The following is a 16,549-nucleotide window of genomic DNA, read 5'->3' as shown; positions in this document are numbered from 1 at the left end:
AGATGTTTATAAGAGACAGCCCGGTGACGGGCTGGTCCCGGTGGACAGTGCGCTGGGGCGCCATGCCCTGCCGGAGCTGACGCTGCGGTTCCCGGAAGCGAACCAGCGCATCATCCTGGGCGCGAACCACCTGGACCTGCTCGACCACCCAGAGGTCTACGCCACGCTTCGAACGTGGCTCGCTTCCTGAGCGGTCCCGCTCGCTACAGCGCCTGGACGTGATCCGCGATGCGGCCGGACGCGAGCAACTCACGCAGCTCGTCGGCCATGCGGTCGCCTTCGGTCAGCACCTGCTTCCACGCGCGGATGCGGTCCTCGTCCTTCATGCCCGTGAAGTCCGAACGGTCCGGGATGCGTCCACCGGGCAGCCGCGCCAGGTGCGCGGGCGACGGCGTGATGATCAGCGCGCGGCGGAAGTTGAGCGGCCCCGCGCGACGCCACTTGAGGGACTTGTCGAACCAGCCGGGCACGACGTACGGGTAGAAGTGCGGATAGAGCACCAGCCCGTCGCCCGTGCCGTAGTCGACGTCCAGATGGTAGTCGACGACGCCGCCATCCCGGTACGTGCCGGGAGGCGCACCCGGGATGTCATGGACGCCCGCGAGCACCAGTGGAATGGAACCCGACGCGATGAGCGCCGGCCGCAGGTTGTCGCGGGTGAGGGGACGGTGGACCGATGGCAGGTCCTTGAGCCCGGCGAAGGGGCTCGCGTCCCCAGCCGTGTGGAACACGACGCGCTCCATGTGGAGCCCGAGCGTCCGGCGGCTCACCGCGTTCGCCAGCGCGCCCAGCACGAAGCCCGCGAGCTGCACGCTGGACTGCTCGGACGCCAGCAGGCCCTTGCACCGGGTCGTCACCACGTGCAGCCGTGCCCACGGGTGCGTGATGATCTGCTCCGCGCCGTCCGGGCCCAGGAGCGATTCGAGGACCGTGGCGCTCACCTCGCTGACCAGCGATGGCGGAGGCTTGAGCGGATAGCGCTGCTCCAGGTACGCGTCCGCGAAGCGCTTGAGCGCGGCCACCGGATCCTTCTGCGCCAGGCACGCCAGCCGCCAGCTCCCGATGGAGCTGCCAATGAGGTGCAGCGGCCGGGTGCGCGGCTGCTGGAGGAACTCGCCGAACAGGACGCGGTCGATTCCCTCCAACCCCAGCCACTTCGGTCCTCCCGAAGCGCCCGGAAGGATGTCCACGTCCTCCGCACGCAGTCCGCGCTCCCGGAGGATGCGCAGGGCGTCGGGGCCCGCAAGCAAGGTCAGGCTCTGGCTCATCGCGGGCGCGGACCCTAGCAGCCCGGCGCGGGTGGAGGCTCAGCGGTTGTCGTCCTGCGGCTCCGAATCCAACGGATGGATGGTCACCACCTGGTGTCCGTCGTGCTCCGGATCACTGCGCGCCTCCTCCAATTCCTCAGGTGTCTGCGGCGCCCGTTCGGAAAAGGCGTCGTTCTCGAGGTGGCGCTGACGCTGCTCACTGGTCGAGCCGTAACCCTCCAACTTCTTGCCGGCCATGGTCGTGCTCCCTCGTGAAGGTGAACCACAAGGGTTGCGACGGTGGCCGGTGGGCGCAAGCGATGGTCTGCCCGGGCGGCCGCACGCTCCAGGAGCAGGGCTCCTTCAGGCGCTCACTCCTCCAGCGTTCCCACGGAAGGGGCCGCGCCGTCGCGCTCGCGCTGGGCCTCCAGGTAGGCGGAGAAGCCCGCCTTGGACTGGATGCGGAATACGGGGAGGCGGGCGAGCACGTTCTCCGCGAAGGCGTACTGCTCGCAGACGAGGCTCGCGCGCAGGGCGCCTTCCGGGCCGCCGGTGAAGGGCTGGACCTCGTGCTGGAGGTTCCCCCGGAAGTGGACCAGCAGGCCCGGCTTGGGCCGCACCGCGCCCTGGAGTTGGTTGTTCCGCAGCAGCCGCAGCGCACCTCCTTGCGCGCCTTGCGGAACGCGCAGGTACAGGACGCTCACGTGTTCAGGTGTCGCGTCCGGGACGCCGCTCGGCTCCTGCAACGTCGCGTCGATGTGGCGCCCCACCGGCGTGCCCGCGTCCAGCAGCAGCAGGTTCAGGTAGAACGCATTGGGACGCGGACGGGTGTCACGGCCGCCGAACCAGCGCTGCGTCCACGGCAGGAGCCCGCGTGCGGTGTCCTCGTCGAGGATGCGGCGCAGGTAGACGGACAGGAACGGGAAGCGGGCCTCCAGCGTCGTGCGGCCCTCTCGCGTGAAGATGAACGCGAAGCCCCGGCTCGCGCGGAACGTCCCCATCAGCGGGCTGCGCGCGACGAAGCGGGAGCCGAGCAGGGCATCCGCGAGGGACTCCAGCTCGGAGCGGGGCAGGGCGTCGCGGTGGGTGACGTACTCGGGCACGGGCCGGACGTTCATAGCACCGGGGCACGCTCCAGGGCGTCAACCCCGACGAGGGCGGCCTCCAGGCATGGGAGCAGGCGCGGCGCTACTTGAGCCGGCCGTACGTCCACGTCAGCGCTTCCAACTTCGCGACGAAGGCCTCGCGCGAGTCCGCGGTGATGACCGGGTCCCCTGGCTTCAGACTGGGCCACCCCATCTCGGGCATCCACATGCCCGTGTCCCGCATGGCGGCCTGATACCGGCGGTCGTTCTCGGCCGCGTCGAGGACCAGCGGCTCCAACCGCCACTGTCCCTCCTTCACGGAGATGACGGCGGTGGGACTGCCGTTCCCCAGGTGCAGGGGCAGTCGCTGCTCCGCGCCGGGAGCGCTCAGCCATTGAAGGACCATCGCGCGACTGGGGCCGAGGAAAGGTGCCAGGGAACGCCTCCTCCGCGTGACTCTTACACGGACGCCTGCTTCACGCCGCCCTTCACCTTGCCCAGCATGTGGAGCAGCGCCTTCTCCGAGCAGTGCATGCCCTCGCCAGCGCCCGCCGCCAGCTCGGCCACGGAGTGGAAGTAGCGGTCCACCACCTGGCCCCGCTCGAAGAGGACGAGCACGGACGGGTAGATGTACGACGCCTTCGCGACGGCGGGCGTGTTGCCCAGCTGCTCGGAGGCCTCTCTCACCGCGGCCACCATGCTCTTCTTGAGCACGGTCTTCTTCACCGGGCCGCCGTCGCCGTCCTCCTTCACGCGCTCGCGGGCCCTCGCCAGCGCGCATGCGCAGATGAGCGTGCCGGCCCAGGTGCGGAAGTCCTTGGCGCTGAAGCCCGGGCCCATCACCTGCTGGATGTATTCGTTGATGTGCCGGCGCCGCACGTCCACCACCGCGCCGTCGTCGAGCACGAACTTGAAGACGTCCCGCCCGGGCACCTTCAACAACTGCCGCACGAGCGTCGCCACGCGCCGGTCCTTGAGCTCGCGGTGCTGCCGCACGCCGGACTTGCCCGGGTAGTCGAACACCACCGTGTCGCCGTGCACCTTCACGTGCCGGGCCCGCAGCGTGGCCAGCCCGAAGCTGCCGTGCTCCTCCGCGTAGCGCTCGCTGCCCGGCCGGATGAAGCAGGTGCCCAGGATGCGCAGCATCCCCGCGAGCACCCGCTCCCGGCCCAGGCCCCGCTTGCGCAGGTCCTTGCTCACCTGGCGGCGCATCTTCGGCAGCGCCTGCGCGAAGCCCACGATGCGCTGGTACTTCGCATCCCGCTGCTTCTGCGTGTGCGCCTCGCTGTAGCGGTACTGCCAGCGGCCCGCGCCGTCCCGGCCCACCGCCTGGAGGCGCGCGGAGGCCTTGGCCGAGATGGCCACGTCCGTCCATGCGGGCGGCAGCCGCAACGCGTCGATGCGTTCCCGCTCCGCGTGCGACACCGGCCGGCCCCTCGCGTCCACGTAGCGGAAGCCGCGCTTCATCGTCCCCAGCCGCCGGTGGCCCTCCTGCCGCAGCCGCTCCAACTGGGTCATCCCTCGGCGGCTCGCGTGCCGGGAGGGCTCGGATTCTGAGGCGGCGGCATGGGAGGGCATCGCCTCCCTGTAGTGCGCAGTCCACGCCGGGGCGGCAATCCGGTAGCCCCCCTGGCGGCACGGACAGCAGGCAACCGGAAAAGCCCCGGGTAGCATTTTCGGATAAGGGTGCAGTCGCTTAGAGTTCGTTGCGACTCCCACCTCTCAGTTTATTCCCGGGGCATGACGACCTTCCTCGCCGCCTTGCTGGCATTCCCGACCGCGATCTTCACCATCCTCCTCGGCGTGGTGCTGGCGTACTGGCTGTGCGTGATCGTCGGCGCAGCGGGCATCGACCTGCTGGACGGCGACGTGGACCTGGAGGGCGGCGCCAAGGCGGTGAGCGGGGCGTTCGAGGGCGGAGCCAAGGCGACGTCGGGGCTGCTGGAGGGCGGCGCGAAGGCCGTCGGGGGCCATGACGTCGGCCACGCGGGGCACTCGCACCTGCATGACGCGGAGGCCGCCACGGGCCTGTTCGCGATGCTGGGCTTCGGCGGCATCCCCGTCACGGTGTCGGTGAGCCTGGTGGTGTTCCTCTCGTGGTCGCTGTCGCTGCTCAGCGGACAGGCCACGCACGGAGCGCTCTCCATGCTGCCCTCGTGGCTCGTGAGCACGGGCCTGGGCCTCGTCTGCGCGACGGTGGGCCTGGTGGTGGGCGGGTTCGCGGTGCGGCCCCTGCGCCCCATCTTCATCGCCAGGCGCGCGCCGGGCCGTGAAGCCCTGATGGGCCGCGTGTGCACCATCTCCAGCGGCAGCGTGACGGCGAAGGACGGTCACGCCACCTTCGACGATGGGGCCGCGGGCCTCATCCTCAACGTCTTCTGTGACAAGCCCAACCAGCTCAAGCGCGGCCAGCCGGCTCTCATCCTCGGCTACGACGCGGAGCGGGGCGTGTACGAGGTGGAGCCGGTGGACTGGCTCCTCCCGCAGGAAATGGAGCAGCTGCGTGATCCGCTGAAGGCAGCGGCCATCGCGCGAGCCCGCGCCCAGCGATGAACATTGGCGTCCTCCGGGCTCCTCCGGAAGGGCGCGACAATCGGCACCGGGTGGCTTTCGCGGGGGACCCCGAGTGCTTGGAACAAGGCCCGCCCAACGGACTTCTCAGGATAGGCCATGGATCCCATCAGCATCGCGGCAATCATCGGCGGCGGCATCATCATCCTCTTCGGCATCTTCGTCAGCGTGGCCAAGTTCTACCGCCAGGTGGATCAGGGCAAGGTGCTCATCGTCAACACCATGAAGGTCGAGCCCACGGTCACCTTCACCGGCGCCGTGGTGCTGCCCATCGTCCACCGCGCGGAGGTGATGGACATCTCGCTGAAGACGGTTGAAATCGACCGCCGCGGCAAGGAAGGCCTCATCTGCCAGGACAACATCCGCGCGGACATCAAGGTCACCTTCTTCGTGCGCGTGAACAAGACGCGTGAGGACGTGCTCAAGGTGGCCCAGTCCATCGGCTGCGCGCGCGCGTCTGATCAGGAGACGCTGGAGAACCTCTTCGAGGCCAAGTTCTCCGAGGCCCTCAAGACCGTGGGCAAGTCCTTCAACTTCGAGCAGCTCTACACCAAGCGCGACGAGATCAAGGACAAGGTCGTGGAGACCATTGGCCGCGACCTCAACGGCTACATGCTGGAGGACTGCGCCATCGACTTCCTCGAGCAGACCCCGGTGGAGATGCTGGACAAGGACAACATCCTGGACGCCCAGGGCATCCGGAAGATCACCCAGCTCACCACCGAGCAGAACGTCTTCACCAACGAGCTGCGCCAGTCCGAGCGCATGGCGGTGACCAAGCGCAACGTCGAAGCCGACGAGGCCATCTTCGCCCTCGAGCGTCAGCGCGAGGAGGCGGCCGCCAAGCAGCGCCGCGAGATCGACAGCATCCAGGCGCGTGAGACGGCCGAGGCCGACCGCGTGAAGAGCGAGGAGTTCGCCAAGGCGCAGCTGGCGCGCATCAAGGCGGAGGAAGAGATCGCCATCAACGAGGAGAACAAGCAGCGCCAGGTGCAGGTGGCCCAGAAGAACCGCGAGCGTGTGGTGGGCGTGGAGACCGAGCGCGTGGAGAAGGACCGCGCCCTGGAGGCCATCAACCGCGAGCGTGAGACGGAGCTGCAGCGCATCGCGAAGGAGAAGGCGCTGGAGACGGAGAAGAAGGCCATCGCCGACGTCGTCCGCGCCCGCATCGCGGTGGAGAAGACCGTCGCCCAGGAAGAGGAGAACATCAAGGACCTGCGCGTGACGGCGGACGCGAAGCGCACCAAGGAGGCGATCATCATCACCGCCCAGGCGCACGCGGAAGAGTCGTCCGTGAAGGACATCCAGGCCGCGGACGCGAGCGCGAAGATCGCCGTGTTCCTCGCCAAGGAGAAGCTGACCCTGGCGGAGGCCGACCTGGAGGCCGCGGACAAGCAGGCCAAGGCGAAGATGCGGCTGGCCGAGGGCATCCAGGCCGAGTCCGCCGCGGCGGGCCTGGCCAGCGTGCGCGTGCGTGAGGCGGACGCGGTCGCCACGGAGAAGCTGGGCATGGCCCAGGTTCGCGTGAAGGAGGCAGAGGCCTCCGTCATCGAGAAGCAGGGCCATGCGCAGGCCTCCGCGGTGCGCGAGAAGCTGCTCGCCGAGGCGGCGGGCTCCGAGCAGAAGGGCCTGGCGAATGCCCGCGTGCAGGAGGCGGAAGCCAGCGCCATCCACAAGCGCGGCGAGGCGGAGGCGTTCGCCACGCGCGAGAAGCTGCTCGCCGAGGCCAACGCCATCCAGGAGAAGCTGATGGCCGAGGCGCGGGGCCTGTCGGAGAAGGCCACCGCGATGAAGGCCCTGGACGGCGTGGGCCGCGAGCACGAGGAGTACCGCCTGCGCCTCCAGAAGGAGCGCGACGTGGAGCTGGCCGCCATCAACGTGCGCAAGGACATCGCGCAGGCCCAGGCCACCGTGCTTGGCCAGGCGTTCAGCAACGCGAAGTTCCAGATTGTCGGCGGCGACGGCAAGTTCTTCGAGAACTTCATCAAGGCCGTGTCCTTCGGCAGCTCGGTGGACGGCGCGCTGGACCACGGCGAGGCGCTGAAGAAGGCGCTCGGCGGCTACCTCAACGGTCAGAAGGACCTGCCGGCGGACCTGAAGGAGATCCTCTCCAAGCCGGGCCTCAGCAACGACGCGCAGAACCTGGCCGTCGCGGCGCTGCTCAACCGCATGTCGGTGAACCCGACGGAGGCCACCGCCGCCGGCATCAAGGCGCTGGTGCAGACGGAAGCCGCGGCCCTCGCGCAGAAGCAGCAGGGCTGAAGCCTCCCGCCAATCGCAATCCCTTTCCGGTGAACATCCATGGCAACTGACAGCTCCAAGACCCCGGGTACCCAGGTGCCCGGGGGCGAGGCGACGCTGGAGGGCGGCAGCTACGAGGTCATCCGTGCGCGCCTCCACTCCCAGGCGGACGCGCTGGCGACCCAGGCGAACGACCTCAACGCCCGGCGCAAGGCGCTGTTCGGCGGCACGGAACTCACCGTCATCGGCAACGAGCGGGTGCGCACGGAGAACAACTGCGTCCCCCGCGACATCGTCAGCGTCGGGAAGTACCTCCTCTTCGGCTACAACGTCTTCATCGGCCTGAAGAAGGAGACGGTCGTCTCGGACGTCTTCTCGCTGCACCGCTTCGAGAAGACGGCCGAGGGCTTCGACTTGTCCGCCGTGCCTCCCACGGAGGCCGGCGGCTTCCTCGCGGACCCGCGGTTCGTGAAGGACTTCAGCGAGCTGTACAAGTACTACAAGGACGCGAAGCTGCTGCAGTTGCGGCGGCGGGACTCGCGCCTGCTCGCGGTGTTCCAGACGGGCCAGTCCGCGCGCGACCTCAAGGTCTTCCGCTTCAACGTGGACGTGGAGGGCCGCGCCACCTACGTGGACAACCAGGGTGAGCGCGACCACGTCTACCCGCCGTCGCACGACTTCGAGTGGACGGTGGCCACGCGCGAGCAGTACGTGCTGGGCCAGCACCCGCACGTCAACGTGTTGGATCAGGTCTTCGTGGAGACGGTGAAGGGCGACCTCACCGTCAAGGTGGAGAACAACACCGCCACCGGCCGGGGCATCTACAGCGAGCCGGTGGACGACCCGGACCAGTCGCTGGACGACGCGGAGTTCTCCTGGACGCAGGTGGGCGGCCTCATCCTGCTGCGCATCCTGCCGTTCCGGGAGAAGGCGTACCGCTACCTCGTCTTCAACTCGCGCACCCAGCACGTGGTGCGCATCGACGCCATCGGTCAGTCCTGCGTGCGGCTGCCGGAGGACCAGGGCATCGTCTTCCCGGGCGGCTACTACCTCCAGACGGGCGACTACAAGGTCTTCGACGGCGCGGCGGAGGGGATGGAGTTCCACCAGGCGGTGCGCTCGCCCAACGGGGAGGACGTGCTCTACGTCTTCCACCGCCGGGACGAGGGCAGCTACGTGCTCTTCCCGTACAACCTGGTGCGCAAGGAGGTGCAGACGCCGCTGCAGTCCAACGGCATGAGCCTCTTCGCGGACGGCGGGCTGGTGGTGTTCCGCGCCACGTCACAGGAGCCCACCCGCGTGCACCCCATGCAGGTGTGGCAGACGCCGTTCGTCTCCGACGAGCACGCGGCGAAGCTACCCCCCGCGCCGGGCTACCTGGGCAAGGTGGGCAACGCGGAGCTGGTGCGCGGCATCAGCGACGCCCTGACGCTGCCGCGCGTGGCGAAGACGGACAAGCCCACGCGCCGCACCTACGAGGACCTGGTCTCCGCGGCCACGCGCGCGCTGGACGCGTACTACTGGCTGTCCCACGCGGAAGTGGGGCTCCAGGAGCCCATCGAGCAACTGCGCCGCACCTCCGAGCTCATCATCGACGAGTTCGAGAAGGTCCTCGCGATGCGCAAGCGCGCGGAGGAGTCGCTCGCGCAGGCCACGCAGGCGCAGGAGACGCTGCTGCTCAACGCGCAGCCGGAGGGGCTCACCGACGCCGAGGGCTTCATGCGCGCGCTGGCGGACCTGCGCCGGCACCGCGGGCACCTGATCACGTTGAAGGACGTCCGCTACATGGACCTGGGGCGCGTGGACGCCCTGGAGCAGGCGGTGGTGGCCGCGTCCGACGCGGTGAGCACCGCGTGCGTGGACTTCCTCCAGAAGGGTGAAGCGCTCCAGCCCCTGGCCACGCGGCTGGACGGGCTGATGCAGCGCCTGGAGCCCCTGACGACGACCGCGGAGCTGGCCCCGCTGGCCGAGGATGTGGAGCGCACCGGCCAGGGCCTGGAGGTGCTGGGCGAGGTGGTGGGCGGGCTCCAGGTGGGCGACCCGCTGGCACGGGCCCGCATCCTCGAAGGCATCTCCGAGCTGTTCAGCCGCCTGAACCGCGTGCGCGCGGGGCTCCAGGCGAAGCGCAAGGAGCTGTCCGGCAAGGAGAAGCGCGCGGAGTTCGGCGCGCAGTTCAAGCTGCTGGGCCAGAGCATCGAGAACGCGCTGTCGCAGGCGGACTCGCCGGAGAAGTGCGACGAGGCGCTCTCCAAGCTCACCGTGCTGCTGGAGGAGCTGGAGGGCCGCTTCGGCGAGTTCGACGAGTTCCTGGGGCAGATCACCCAGAAGCGCGAGGAGCTGCTGGAGGCCTTCGGCGCGCGCAAGCAGGCGCTGGTGGACGAGCGGCAGCGCCGGGCCTCGAGTCTCTTCGGCGCGGCGGAGCGCATCCTCCAGGGCGTGCAGCGCCGGGCGAAGTCGTTCAAGGCGGACGACGAACTCAACGCCTACTTCGCGTCCGACGCGATGATCCTCAAGCTGCGGCAGCTGGCGGAACAGCTGCTCGCGCTCCAGGACAGCGTGCGCGCGGATGAAGTCCTGTCGCGCGTGAAGTCCGCGAAGCAGGACGCCCTGCGCGCGCTGCGCGACAAGCAGGACCTGTTCGAGGGCGGCGAGGGGCTCATCAAGCTGGGGCCCTACCGCTTCCACGTCAACACCCAGCCGCTGGAGCTGACGCTGGTGCCGCGCGACGGCGCGCTGTACCTCCAGCTCACCGGCTCCGACTACACGCAGAAGCTGGAGGACCCGGAGCTGTTGAAGTACCGCGAGCTCTGGGACCAGCACCTGGTCTCCGAGACGCGCGACGTCTACCGCGCGGAGTACCTGGCCGCCGGGCTGCTGATGGACGCGGAGGAGGGGAAGGGCGGCCTCACGCCCGCGGCGCTGTACGAGGCCGGCGCGCAGGGGCAGCTGCTGGAGCGCGTGCGCGCGTACGCGGCGGACCGCTTCGACGAGGGCTACGAGCGCGGCGTGCACGACGCGGACGCGGCGGCCATCCTGGAGAAGCTGCTCGCGCTGCACCAGGGCGCGGGCCTGCTGCGCTTCGCCCCGGTGCCTCGCGCCTGGGCCGCGCTCTACTGGGCGTTCGACGGGGACGACACGCTCCGGGGCGTGTTCCACCGGCGCGCGCGGAGCCTGGCGCGGCTGCGGCAGGCGTTCGACACCGGCGCGGACCTGGTGGCGCTGGGGGACGAGCTGGGGGAGCGCGTGCTCGCGTTCCTCCAGGGGCATGGCCTCAAGGCTTCGCCCGCGGAGGGCCGGCAGGCGGGCCGCTACCTCGTGGAGGAGCTGGCAGTGGACCGCCCGCGCTTCACCACCAGCCGCGAGGCCCTGGCGTTGAAGGACGCCTTCCTCGCGCACCTGGACCGGCACGGGTCGCGCACCGCGTTCGACGACGACCTGCGCGGCCTGGAGAAGAACCTGCCGGAGCGCCTGCGCATCGCCCGCGCCTGGGTGGACGCGTTCCTCGCGAAGCGCGAGGGCGGCCCCGGTGAGGCGGCCCACGTCGCGCTGGAGACGGCGGTGGTGCTCGTCACGGACCGCAAGCTGGACCGCGAGACGGCGGGCGCCATCACCGCCACGGAGGCCACGGGCCTCCTGGGCAGCCACCCGCGTATCCAGGAGCGGAAGCTGTCCCTGCGCCTGGACGAGTTCCTGGCGCGGCTGGGCGAGTTCCGTCAGGTGCGCGTGCCCGCGTACGTGGCGTACCGCGCGTACCTGAGGGACCTGCTGGACCGCGAGCGGCGCAAGCTGCGGCTGGAGGAGCTGACGCCCAAGGTGCTCACGAGCTTCGTGCGCAACCGGCTCATCGACGAGGTGTACCTGCCGCTCATCGGCGCGAACCTGGCCAAGCAGCTGGGCGCGGCGGGCGAGGGCAAGCGCACGGACCGCATGGGCATGCTGCTGCTCATGTCGCCGCCGGGCTACGGCAAGACGACGCTGATGGAGTACGTGGCCAGCCGCCTGGGCCTCACCTTCGTGAAGGTGAACGGACCGGCGCTGGGCCACGCCGTGAAGTCGCTGGACCCCGCGGAGGCGCCCAACGCCACCGCGCGCCAGGAGGTGGAGCGCATCAACCTGTCCTTCGAGATGGGCAACAACGTGATGCTCTACCTCGACGACATCCAGCACACGGACCCGGAGCTGCTCCAGAAGTTCATCTCCCTGTGCGACGGCCAGCGCCGCGTGGAGGGTGTCTGGAATGGCCAGACGCGCACGTATGACCTGCGCGGCAAGAAGTTCTGCGTGGTGATGGCGGGCAACCCGTACACGGAGACGGGCGAGCGCTTCCGCATCCCGGACATGCTCGCCAACCGCGCGGACACGTACAACCTGGGTGACATCCTGGACGGCAAGGAGGAGCTGTTCGCGCTCAGCTACCTGGAGAACGCGCTCACTTCCAACCCGGTGCTGGCGCCGCTGGCCACGCGCGACCCGCAGGACGTGCACCGCCTCATCCGGATGGCCAAGGGCGAGGACGTGCCTTCCGGCGAGCTGAAGCACGGCTACGCGGCGGCGGAGCTCCAGGAGATCATCGCCGTCTTCCAGCGGCTGTTCCGCGTGCAGCAGGTGCTGCTCAAGGTGAACCTCCAGTACATCGCGTCCGCCGCGCAGGACGAGCGCTTCCGGACGGAGCCGCCGTTCAAGTTGCAGGGCAGCTACCGCAACATGGGCAAGCTGGCGGAGAAGGTCGTCTCCGCGATGACGGACGATGAGCTGGAGCGCCGCATCGACGACCACTACCAGGGCGAATCCCAGACGCTCACCACCGCCGCGGAGCAGAACCTGCTCAAGCTCCAGGAGATGCGCGGGCGCCTGACGCCGGAGAAGGCGAAGCGCTGGGAGGAGATCAAGCAGGGCTTCGCCCGCGTGAAGCGCATGGGGGGCAAGGAGGACGACCCCGTGGCGCGCGTCACCGGACAGCTGGGTGCCATTGAAGAGCAGCTGGGCTCCGTGCGCGACGCGGTGGTGCAGGCTGCCGCGCAGGCGAACGCCGCCAACGACGACACGCCCGTGGCCCCGCACCTGGAGGCCCTGCGCGAAGCCGTGCTGGAGGTGGCCCGCGTCAGCCGCGAAGCCGCCGCGAAGCCGCCCGCCCCGGTGCAGGTGACCCTCCCGGCCGCGCCCCAGGCGGCTCCCGTGCAGCAGGCTCCGGCCACGGACCTGGCTCCGTACCTCAAGCACCTGGCGCAGCTGCTCAAGGCCCTCACGGAGCGCGTGGCCGCCCAGGCGGAAGCGCCCACGCTGGTCAACGCGCCCATGCCCCAGGCGCCAGCACCGGACTTTGGCCCGTACATGGCGCAGCTCTCCAAGGCCATCACGGCCCTGGCGGACCGGCCGGTGTCCGTGTCCCTGCCTTCCCCCGCGGAGTCGCTCCAGCGCGCCGCGAACGGCCCGTCCCCGGCGGAGCTGAGCCGGCAGATTGAACTGGTGGAGGGCGCGCTGCTGCCGCTGGAGCGCGCCGCCCGCCGCAACGTGCAGGGCGAAGGCGAGGGCATCAAGGCGCTCCAGGTCTGGCAGGGCGTCACCGAGGCCCTGGAGCTGCTGCGCGGCATGCTGCGGCGATAGGGATTGCGAAAAGCGGTTTCCGTGTCTGGCATTGGGCTTTATAGGGGCGGCGCAGCACACACCCCAACCTGGAGTCCAATGCCATGCTGAACCTCAAGTCCCTTGTCTCGCTTTGCGCGGTCGCCGGCCTCACGGCGTGCGGTGGTGGAGTGGAAGGCGAGGGCGACCTGGCCACGCAGGAGTCGGCCCTGGCGACGTCGCAGGGCTGCACCTTCACCGCGTCATACGCGGCTCAGCCGGGCACGCTCCCCCCCGTCTACAACGTCACCGTCACGCGTGCGGCGGACGCCACCTGCGCGTACGGCGCGGGCAGCGTCGTGGTGGGGACCTCCACGGGCACCGCGCCCACGCTGTCGCTGGTGGGCAACGACCTGGGCGTGGCCGTGAGCTACACGTACAAGAGCAGCGTCAGCGGCAGCGCGCCCCAGTCCCTGGGCATCAAGCACGTGGCGCCGGACACGCTGGACATCGTCCGGTCCGCGGGGCTGTCCGTCTACCTGGGCCGGGGCTCCATCTACTCGGGCAGCCTGTCCATCGCTTCCGACGGGACGACGCTCACCGTGTACGGGACGAAGAACGGCACCATCTACGGGCAGACGGGCACGGGCAACACGTACCTGGCCAGCTACCCGGACTTCTTCACCAGCACCACGTCCCCGTCCATCATGACGTTCTAGCCCGCTGACGGACGGGGCGGCGGAGCGTGCCTACTTCTGGGGCGCGAACTGCTCCGCCCCGTCCACGGAGTCGTCGTCCAGCACCTTCTCCACGGAGTCCACCAGCTGCTGGCCGTCGCTGGCGGTGACGCGCAGCTGGAAGCGGCCTTCGCCGATGCCCTCGAAGATGAAGTAGTTGTAGCTCTCGCGCTGGAAGGCCTTCCAGTCGCCGTCGCGCCGCCACTCCAGCTTCTTGATGGGCAACCGGTGGTTGCGCACCTGGATGGCCGTCCACCACGGGTTGCTGCCGTCCTTGAAGTGGTATTCCACCGGGCCGGCCACGTCGCAGGACACCGGCGTCCAGGTGATGTCCACCCGGCCGTCCTTGCGCTCCGCCACCTTGTCGAAGGCCTGGACGGACAGGTCCAGGTGGCCCTTATCGCAATCAGGGCACTGGTCCACGATGCGCACGCGCACGGTGCCCTTGGGGCCGACGATGTCCACGCACTCGCCGCAGACAGCGCTGTTGTCGTACTGCGCCTGGTTCATCGCGGCCACCATCAGGTCGCCGCCCGGGTCGAAGCCGCAGTTGCCGCCCCCGTTGGCGTCGTAATAGGTCGCAATCCCTTTCTGCTCCGCGCCCAGGGACACGCCACCCCCGGAGGCGGAGTCCCCGCATGCCCCACAGGCAAGCGCGGCCAGGGTCAAAACCAGCGAGGACTTCCACGAAGCGGGTCGGTTCATACCGCGCACTATACACGCGGCGCTTCGCGTCAAGGACAGACAGGACTCCCCGTCTTGGTTCCTTCAGACAGGCTTGTTAGCGTCAGGGCGTTCTCCCTCCCCCAAATCTGAAAGGAATTTCCATGATGAACAAGCTGACGTCCGTGGTGTGTCTGGGTTCTGCCCTCGTGCTCTCCGCCTGTGGCGGTCCGGAGCAGGAGGACGGCGTGGAGCTGGCGCAGCAGGGCGCGCGTCTGACGACGGCGTCCTCGCAGGGCTGTGACTACGAGGCGACCACGGTGCAGATCACCACCTCGCCGCCGCAGTACAACGTCGTCATCACCCGCACGGGCGGCGCCAGCTGCACCCTGACGACGGGCGCGTCCGTGGTCGTCCAGACCGTTCCGCTGGCGGCGCCGGGCACCGTGTCCCTCTCCGGCTCCAGCCTGGGGCTCGCGGTGGGCTTCACGATGAAGAACGGCTGGAGCGGTTCGGCCGCCACCATCATGGCCGTGCGCGCCGTGGACCCCACGACGCTCTCCACCACGCGCAACGCGGACATCTACTGCGACTACATGACGGGCAGCATCCTCACGGGCGGCGCCAACATCGCCGCCAACGGCACCGACCTGAGCGCCTCCGGCACCAAGGCGTGCAAGATCAGCGGCAAGTCGGGGACCTACTGGGTGGCGAAGTTCACCGACTTCTTCACCACCACCACGCCCCCCGTCATCACCACCGTCTGACGTACCCCTGAAAAAAGCCCTGCCCGCCACCGGTGCATCCCGGTGGCGGGCAGAGCCCCCCTTGCTGCGCGTCTCCCCGGTGCTTCGTGCCAGGTGCTGCTTCAGTTGCCGCGGGCGGACGCGGTGGTCAGCGCGCGGGCCTGCCCGATGAGGCGGACGAACTCGGTGCGGTCGGAGTCACCGGCCACGGCGCCCTCCGCCAGCTTCTGCGTGGTGGCCAGGCTCCAGCCCTCCGCGGCGGGCGCGGCGCGGAGGATGTCCGCGGTGGCGGCGACGGCGACGGCGAAGCGGAAGTCGGTGGAGGCGGCCTCCATGGACGGCTTCAGGTTGGCGCGGGTGAGCGGGAAGGCCTGCTCCTTGGCCTCCGTGCCGTTGGGCGCCTTGGCGCGGATGCGCACCGTGGCCAGCTCCTTCTCCTCGCCGGTGAGCTCCACCTCGTAGAGCGCCGTCACGGTGTGGCCCGCGCCAATCTCGCCCGCGTCCACCTTGTCGTCGCGGAAGTCCTTGTCCGCGATGTCGCGGTTCTCGTAGCCCATCAGGCGGTAGCGGCTGACGGCCTTCGGGTTGAACTCCACCTGGAACTTCACGTCCTTCGCGATGACCTCCAGCGTGCCGGTGAGCTGCGTCTCGAAGACCTTGCGCGCCTCCTTCATGCTGTCCACGTAGAAGCTGTTGCCGTTGCCCTTGTCCGCCAGCTGCTCCATCAGCGAGTCGTGGTAGTTGCCCATGCCGAAGCCCACCGTGGTGAGGGTGACGCCCTCGGACACGTACTTCTGCACGCTGGCCAGCATGGCCTTGGGGCTCAGGTTGGGGCCGATGTTGGCGTCACCGTCGGTGAGCACCACCACGCGGGACACCACGCCGGCCGCGGCCTTCTTCACCGCGTGCTTGTAGGCCGTCTCCATGCCGGAGCCCATGGCCGTGCCGCCGCCCGCGACCAGCGTGTCCAGCGCCGCGTGGATCTTCTTCACGTCCGTGGCGGGCGTGGGGGGCAGCACGTCCCGCGTGGAGCCCGCGTAGGTGACGAGCGCCACGGTGTCGTTCTCGTTGAGGTTCTTCACCGCGACCTTGATGGATTCAATCGCCAGCGGCAGCTTGTCCGACGACGCCATGGAGCCGCTGGTGTCCACCAGGAACACCAGGTGCGCGGGCTTGCGCTGCGAGCGGGAGACGACCTTGCCCTGCACGCCCACGCGCACGAACTGGCGGCGCGCGTTGAAGGGCGACGGCGCGCCCTCCAGGTGCACCGTGAAGGCGCCGTCCTCCGGCGGCGTGTAGCGGTACTTGAAGTAGTTGACGAACTCCTCCACGCGCACCGCCTGGGTGGGGGGCAGCTGGCCCTGCTGCAGGTAGCGCCGCGCCATGGAGTAGGAGGCCGTGTCCACGTCCGCCGCGAAGGTGGACAGGTTGTCCTTCGCCGTCTCCGTGAAGGCGTTGGCCTTGTAGGCCTCGAAGGTGTTGCCGCCCTCGGCGACGCCCTTGTCGTCGCCCAGCTCCAGCTTGGACTTCTCCTTCGGCTGCTGGACCGGCATCGGGGCGGCGGCTCCGCCCAGGGCGAGGGCGCCCGAGGCCGCGCCCGTGGCGGCGACGGACTGCTTCCCGGGCGCCGCGCGGCGCATCTCCGGCTCCGGCGCCATGCGCGCGGCAGGGGGCGCGGCAGGGGCGGGGGCGTAGGC

At 69.6% G+C, this 16,549-nt stretch carries 12 protein-coding genes and 1 pseudogene; 6 read left to right on the top strand and 7 right to left on the bottom strand.

Features of this window, described 5'->3' with window-relative positions; genetic code table 11:
• A pseudogene (locus tag D7W79_RS24055) lies at positions 1-190 on the top strand (alpha/beta hydrolase); the annotation flags it as partial.
• Between the two features lie 13 nt (positions 191-203).
• On the opposite strand, the gene D7W79_RS24050 reads toward D7W79_RS24055, so the two are convergent.
• From D7W79_RS24050 to D7W79_RS24030, 5 genes are all read right to left on the bottom strand, one after another.
• A complete protein-coding gene (locus D7W79_RS24050) occupies positions 204-1,268 on the bottom strand; it encodes a patatin-like phospholipase family protein (RefSeq protein ID WP_120527731.1) in 1,065 nt (354 codons plus the stop codon).
• Between the two features lie 39 nt (positions 1,269-1,307).
• Positions 1,308-1,505 carry a hypothetical protein gene (locus D7W79_RS24045; RefSeq protein WP_120527730.1) on the bottom strand — a complete coding sequence of 66 codons (198 nt, stop codon included), beginning with the start codon at positions 1,503-1,505 and terminating at the stop codon, positions 1,308-1,310.
• A 113-nt stretch (positions 1,506-1,618) separates the two neighbouring features.
• Complete coding sequence (locus D7W79_RS24040) at positions 1,619-2,350, bottom strand: 2OG-Fe(II) oxygenase (protein WP_120527733.1); 732 nt, start codon at positions 2,348-2,350, stop codon at positions 1,619-1,621.
• A gap of 85 nt (positions 2,351-2,435) precedes the next feature.
• A complete protein-coding gene (locus D7W79_RS24035; RefSeq protein ID WP_120527729.1) occupies positions 2,436-2,738 on the bottom strand; it encodes a hypothetical protein in 303 nt (100 codons plus the stop codon).
• Positions 2,739-2,791: 53 nt separating this feature from the next.
• Entirely contained in the window at positions 2,792-3,850 is a 1,059-nt protein-coding gene (locus D7W79_RS24030; protein ID WP_120527728.1) for a DNA topoisomerase IB, read from the bottom strand.
• A gap of 222 nt (positions 3,851-4,072) precedes the next feature.
• Here D7W79_RS24030 and D7W79_RS24025 point away from each other — a divergent pair, with 222 nt between their 5' ends.
• From D7W79_RS24025 to D7W79_RS24010, 4 genes are all read left to right on the top strand, one after another.
• Positions 4,073-4,885, top strand: coding sequence for a hypothetical protein (locus tag D7W79_RS24025; protein WP_120527727.1), 813 nt, complete (start codon positions 4,073-4,075; stop codon positions 4,883-4,885).
• A gap of 117 nt (positions 4,886-5,002) precedes the next feature.
• Entirely contained in the window at positions 5,003-7,165 is a 2,163-nt protein-coding gene (locus D7W79_RS24020; protein WP_120527726.1) for a flotillin family protein, read from the top strand.
• 39 nt (positions 7,166-7,204) lie between these two features.
• A complete protein-coding gene (locus D7W79_RS24015; RefSeq protein ID WP_120527725.1) occupies positions 7,205-12,748 on the top strand; it encodes a DNA repair ATPase in 5,544 nt (1,847 codons plus the stop codon).
• 83 nt (positions 12,749-12,831) lie between these two features.
• Positions 12,832-13,425, top strand: coding sequence for a hypothetical protein (locus D7W79_RS24010; RefSeq protein ID WP_120527724.1), 594 nt, complete (start codon positions 12,832-12,834; stop codon positions 13,423-13,425).
• A gap of 30 nt (positions 13,426-13,455) precedes the next feature.
• On the opposite strand, the gene D7W79_RS24005 is transcribed toward D7W79_RS24010, so the two are convergent.
• Complete coding sequence (locus D7W79_RS24005) at positions 13,456-14,148, bottom strand: expansin EXLX1 family cellulose-binding protein (protein ID WP_120527723.1); 693 nt, start codon at positions 14,146-14,148, stop codon at positions 13,456-13,458.
• Positions 14,149-14,270: 122 nt separating this feature from the next.
• Between D7W79_RS24005 and D7W79_RS43795 the strand changes: the two genes are divergently transcribed.
• Positions 14,271-14,873 (top strand): hypothetical protein, encoded by a 603-nt coding sequence (locus D7W79_RS43795; protein WP_158617033.1) that lies wholly within the window; start codon positions 14,271-14,273, stop codon positions 14,871-14,873.
• A 101-nt stretch (positions 14,874-14,974) separates the two neighbouring features.
• On the opposite strand, the gene D7W79_RS23995 is transcribed toward D7W79_RS43795, so the two are convergent.
• Complete coding sequence (locus D7W79_RS23995; protein ID WP_244221931.1) at positions 14,975-16,510, bottom strand: vWA domain-containing protein; 1,536 nt, start codon at positions 16,508-16,510, stop codon at positions 14,975-14,977.
• Positions 16,511-16,549: the final 39 nt, after the last annotated feature.

The sequence above is a fragment of the Corallococcus exercitus genome (assembly GCF_003611585.1).
In the GTDB taxonomy this organism is placed as follows: domain Bacteria; phylum Myxococcota; class Myxococcia; order Myxococcales; family Myxococcaceae; genus Corallococcus; species Corallococcus exercitus.
This window is presented reverse-complemented; position numbering and strand designations above follow the sequence as displayed.